5 protein-coding genes are annotated in these 3,705 nt (G+C 68.5%); all 5 read left to right on the plus strand.

Annotated features, from left to right (window positions below):
* Positions 1-525 (plus strand): aminotransferase class I/II-fold pyridoxal phosphate-dependent enzyme (locus tag AB7U92_RS23690; RefSeq protein ID WP_428582744.1); only part of this gene is annotated, 525 nt, incomplete at its 5' end.
* A gap of 145 nt (positions 526-670) precedes the next feature.
* Positions 671-1,954, plus strand: a complete 1,284-nt coding sequence (locus AB7U92_RS23695; protein ID WP_428582746.1) for a polyhydroxyalkanoate depolymerase — start codon at positions 671-673, stop codon at positions 1,952-1,954.
* 7 nt (positions 1,955-1,961) lie between these two features.
* Entirely contained in the window at positions 1,962-2,636 is a 675-nt protein-coding gene (rsxB, locus tag AB7U92_RS23700; protein WP_428582748.1) for an electron transport complex subunit RsxB, read from the plus strand.
* A gap of 7 nt (positions 2,637-2,643) precedes the next feature.
* Positions 2,644-3,276, plus strand: a complete 633-nt coding sequence (nth, locus tag AB7U92_RS23705; protein WP_428582750.1) for an endonuclease III — start codon at positions 2,644-2,646, stop codon at positions 3,274-3,276.
* Positions 3,249-3,705: hypothetical protein (locus AB7U92_RS23710; RefSeq protein ID WP_428582752.1), on the plus strand; the 457-nt coding region annotated here is incomplete at its 3' end. The genes nth and AB7U92_RS23710, both read left to right, overlap by 28 nt.

The following is a 3,705-nucleotide window of genomic DNA, read 5'->3' on the forward strand; positions in this document are numbered from 1 at the left end:
GAGGACGGCGCGGTGATCGGCAAGTTCGTCGCATCGGGCCTGGACTTCTTCGTTTCCACCAGCTTCTCGAAGAGCTTCTCGCTGTACGGCGAGCGCGTCGGCGCCCTGTCGGTGGCCTGCGAGTCGAAGGACGAGGCCGACCGCGTGCTCAGCCAGCTCAAGCGGGTGATCCGCACCAACTATTCCAACCCGCCGACGCACGGCGCCCAGGTGGTGGCCACGGTGCTCAACACCCCGGCACTGCGTGCGATGTGGGAAGACGAGCTGGCCGGCATGCGCGTGCGCATCAAGCAGATGCGCGAAGCGCTGCAGGCCAAACTGACGGCCGCCGGCCTGAAGCAGGACTTCAGCTACATCACCCGCCAGAAGGGCATGTTCAGCTACTCCGGCCTGAGCAAGGAGCAGATGCAGCGCCTTCGCAGCGAATTCGGCGTCTATGGCGTCGATTCGGGCCGCATTTGCGTGGCGGCACTCAACAGCAAGAACATCGACGCCGTCGTGGCAGCGATCGCGAAGGTGTCCTGAGCAGCATCCCTGTCACCTCCGCGACACCCAGGGGCGCGATTTGCGCCCCTTTTTCGTGCCCGATCGGGGTTTCCACCCCGACTGACCGACAGCAAGATGCAAGCATTCTCCCTAGAATGCTGCATTGCACCAAGAGGGCCCGACCATGCTGTACCAGATGTACGAGACGCAGCGCGCGCTGCTCAGCCCCTTCGCCGAGTTCGCCGCCGCGTCGTCCAAGCTCTACAGCCACCCGCTGTCGCCGTTCGCGCACACGCCGATGGCCGACCGCGTGTCCGCTGGCCTCGACCTGATGCACCGCCTCTCGAAGGAATACGAGAAGCCGGAGTTCGGCATCACCTCGGTGGCGGTCGACGGCATCGACGTCGCCGTGCAGCAGCAGACCGCGATGCACAAGCCCTTCTGCCGCCTGTTGCGCTTCAAGCGCTTCAGCGACAACCCGAAGGTGCTCGAGGCCATGAAGGGCCATCCGACGGTGCTGGTGGTGGCGCCGCTGTCGGGCCACCACTCGACGCTGCTGCGCGACACGGTGCGTGCGCTGCTGCGCGACCACAAGGTCTTCATCACCGACTGGACCGACGCCCGCATGGTGCCCGCCGAGGCCGGCCCCTTCCACCTCGACGACTACGTGGCCTACGTGCAGGAGTTCATCCGCCACATCGGCCCCGAGGTCAACGTGATCTCGGTGTGCCAGCCCACCGTGCCGGTGCTCGCGGCGATCTCGCTGCTGGCCAGCAACGGCGAAGCCACGCCGCGCACGATGACGATGATGGGTGGCCCGATCGACGCGCGCCGCAGCCCGACCGCAGTGAACAACCTGGCGATGAACAAGAGCCACACCTGGTTCGAGCACAACGTCATCTACCGCGTGCCGGTCAACTACCCGGGCGCCGGCCGCCGTGTCTACCCCGGCTTCCTGCAGCACAGCGGCTTCGTGGCGATGAACCCGGACCGCCACCTCAGCTCGCACTACGACTACTTCCTCGACCTGGTTCGCGGCGACGGCGACAGCGCCGACTCTCATCGCGAGTTCTACGACGAGTACAACGCCGTGCTCGACATGCCGGCCGAGTACTACCTCGACACCATCAAGACGGTGTTCCAGGACTTCGCCCTGGTCAACGGAACCTGGAAGGTCAACGGCCAGCTGGTGCGCCCGCAGGACATCAAGACCACCGCGCTGCTGACCGTCGAGGGCGAGCTCGACGACATCTCCGGCGCCGGCCAGACCCGTGCCGCGCATGAGCTGTGCACCGGCATCGCGAAGTCGCGCCAGTTCCACTACGACGTGGTCGGCGCGGGCCACTACGGCATCTTCTCGGGCCGCCGCTGGCGCGAGAAGGTCTATCCGGAGGTGCGCAGCTTCATCGCCTCGCACCAGGCTTCGGCCGCCAAGGCCGCGCCGGCGAAGAAGGCGCGCGCCCGATAATCGGGGCGTGCCGACGACCGAAGAAGACGCCCTCGCCCGCCTGATCGACGCGGCACTGCCGCAGACGCAGTGCACGCGCTGCGGCTATCCGGACTGCGCGGCCTACGCGCAAGCCGTGGCGCGAGGAGAGGCCGGCATCAACCAGTGCCCGCCCGGCGGCGCCGAAGGCATCGCCCGGCTGGCCGCCATGACTGGCCGGCCGATCGTGCCGCTCGATCCGGCCCGCGGCACGGAAGGCCCGTTGCGCCTCGCCGTGATCGACGAAGCCTGGTGCATCGGCTGCACGCTGTGCATCAAGGCCTGCCCGGTGGACTGCATCGTGGGCGCGCCGAAGGTGATGCACACCGTGGTGGCCGGCCAATGCACCGGCTGCGAGCTGTGCATCCCGGCCTGCCCGGTGGATTGCATTGCGATGGTCGAGGTCAGCGCGGGCCGTACCGGCTGGTCGGCCTGGAGCACGGCCCAGGCCGAACAGGCACGCGACCGCTACGCTTTCCACCACATCCGGATCGAGCAGGCCGCGCGCGACAACGACGCCCGCCTGGCTGCCAAGGCCGAGGCCAAGCTGGCCGACTTGCCGCGGCATACCCAGCACACCGACCCCGCCACGATCGAGCGCAAGCGTGCGGTGATCGAGGCCGCGCTGGCTCGGGCGCGAGCCCGCCAGCAGTCACGAGGCTGACCCACCGATGAAGACGCGCGACATCGAACCCTTCTTCGCCACGCTGAAGCGGGCCAACCCCAACCCGGTCACCGAGCTCGAGTACACCAACGTCTTCGAACTGCTGGCGGCCGTGCTGCTGTCGGCGCAGGCCACCGACGTCGGCGTCAACAAGGCCACGCGGCGGCTGTTCCCACGGGCCAACACGCCCGAGCGCATCCTCGCGCTGGGCCTGCCGGCGCTCACCGAGGCCATCCGCACCATCGGCCTGTACCGCACCAAGGCGAAGAACCTGTACGAGACCTGCCGCATCCTCGTCGAGCGACATGGCGGCCGCGTGCCGCGCTCGCGCGAGGCGCTGGAGGCGCTGCCCGGCGTCGGCCGCAAGACGGCCAACGTGGTGCTCAACGTCGCCTTCGGCGAGCCGACCATGGCGGTGGACACGCACATCTTCCGTGTCGCCAACCGCACCGGCCTGGCGCCGGGGCGCAACCCGCTCGAGGTCGAGAAGAAGCTGCTGGAGCGGGTGCCGGCGCACTACCTCGTCGACGCCCACCACTGGCTGATCCTGCACGGCCGTTACGTCTGCAAGGCACGCCAGCCGCTCTGTTCGCAGTGCGGCGTGGCGGCCTGGTGCGACGCCGCCCCGGCGCGGCGCTGACCCCCTCGTTCTTGGGGACCCTGCAAGACCTTGCAGGGCGCGAGGATGGGCCTTCGTCCCAGAATCCGGTTATGGCCGATGGTCAGGATGTACAGGACATCTGCGGTCGCCTCGATCGCGGAGAGATCGACCGCGACCAGTTCTTCGACCAGCTGACCCGCGCCGTGGCCGACCTGATCGGCTGCACCCGCTGCGGCGTCTGGGTGTTCGTCGACACCGCCGAGGGGCGCGCGCTGCGCTGCATGGCGATGTACGACCGCCGGGTCGATCGCATCGTCGGCGCGGCCGACATCTACAACGCCGACTCCGGCCCCTACTTCGACACCCTGGTGCGCGAAGGATGCGTGATCGCTTCCGTCGCCCGCGCGCACCCGGCCACCCACGGCGTCCTCGACGACTACCGGCTGCCGCTGGACCTGCATTCGCTGC

The sequence above is a fragment of the Piscinibacter sp. genome (assembly GCF_050175855.1).
Classification (GTDB): domain Bacteria; phylum Pseudomonadota; class Gammaproteobacteria; order Burkholderiales; family Burkholderiaceae_C; genus Piscinibacter.

Excerpts from the sequence above, each read along its gene's own strand:
- AB7U92_RS23695 (WP_428582746.1), top strand. The coding sequence starts at position 671 with ATGCTGTACCAGATGTACGAGACGCAGCGCGCGCTGCTCAGCCCCTTC.
- nth (WP_428582750.1), top strand. The coding sequence starts at position 2,644 with ATGAAGACGCGCGACATCGAACCCTTCTTCGCCACGCTGAAGCGGGCC.